This is a genomic window from Streptomyces sp. DH-12 (assembly GCF_002899455.1).
In the GTDB taxonomy this organism is placed as follows: Bacteria; Actinomycetota; Actinomycetes; order Streptomycetales; family Streptomycetaceae; genus Streptomyces.
The window spans coordinates 1-1,113 of record NZ_PPFB01000006.1 but is presented as its reverse complement, the minus strand read 5'-3'; the positions used below and the strand labels follow the sequence as shown (position 1 = coordinate 1,113).

Here is a 1,113-nt window from a genome sequence, read left to right as displayed (position 1 = left end):
TCGACATCCTCACCCCCGAGGAACACCGGCAGCTCCTGGGCGCCTGGTTGGACACCGAGACCGAGATCGGCGAGAAACTGCTGCCGGTCCGCTTCGCCGAGCAGGCCGCCGCCACCCCGGACGCCGTGGCCCTGATCGTCGGGGACACCTCCCTGACCTATGCGGAAGTGGACCGCCGTGCCAACCGCCTCGCGCACGCCCTGCTGCGCCGGGGCGCGGGGCCGGACCAAGTGGTCGCGCTGGCGCTGCCGCGTTCCGCCGAGCTGGTGGTCGCCCTGCTGGCCGTGCTCAAGAGCGGCGCCGCGTATCTGCCGTTGGACCCGGACCACCCGGCCGGCCGCCTCGCGTACGTGCTCGAGGACGCGCGGCCCGCTCTGCTGCTCACCACGCTGTCCACGGACTCCCGGACGCCGAGCGGTGATACGGCGGGACGACTGGTGCTGGACTCCCCGGACGCACAGGCCCTGCTGGACTCCTGTCCCGATACCGACCCGGCCGAAACCGGCCACGCCGTGCCACCGGCTCCCGAGTCCGCCGCGTACGTGATCTACACGTCCGGCTCGACCGGTCGCCCCAAGGGCGTGGTCGTGCCGCACGCCCCGCTGCTCAACTTCCTCGAAGCCATGCGGCGCAAGGTCCCGCTGCGGACGGGGGAGCGGCTGCTGGCGGTCACCACGGTCGCGTTCGACATCGCCGCGCTGGAGCTGTACCACCCGCTCCTGTCGGGCGCCACGGTCGTCCTCGCCCCCAAGGAGGCCGTCCCCCAGCCGTCCGCCGTGCTGGACCTGATCGCCCGGCACGGCGTCACGGTCGTGCAGGGCACCCCCTCGTTGTGGCAGCTTCTGGTGGCGCACGAGCCGGACGCCCTGCGCGCCCTGCGCATCCTGGTCGGCGGTGAGGCCCTGCCGACTCCGCTCGCCGAGTCGATGCGCACGCTCACCGACGACCTGACGAACCTCTACGGCCCCACCGAGACCACCATCTGGTCGACCGCCGCGGACCTCGCCGACGGCGCGGGCACGCCACCGATCGGCCGGCCGATCGCCAACACGCGTACCTACGTGCTGGGTCCGGGTCTGGAGTTGGTGGCGCCCGGTGTGGTGGGGGAGCTGT

Annotated in this window: 1 protein-coding gene; it reads left to right on the top strand. The window is 73.0% G+C overall.

Features of this window, described 5'->3' with window-relative positions; translation table 11 throughout:
• The coding region (locus C1708_RS33570; RefSeq protein ID WP_157951323.1) for an AMP-binding protein at window positions 1-1,113 on the top strand (1,113 nt) is incomplete at both ends.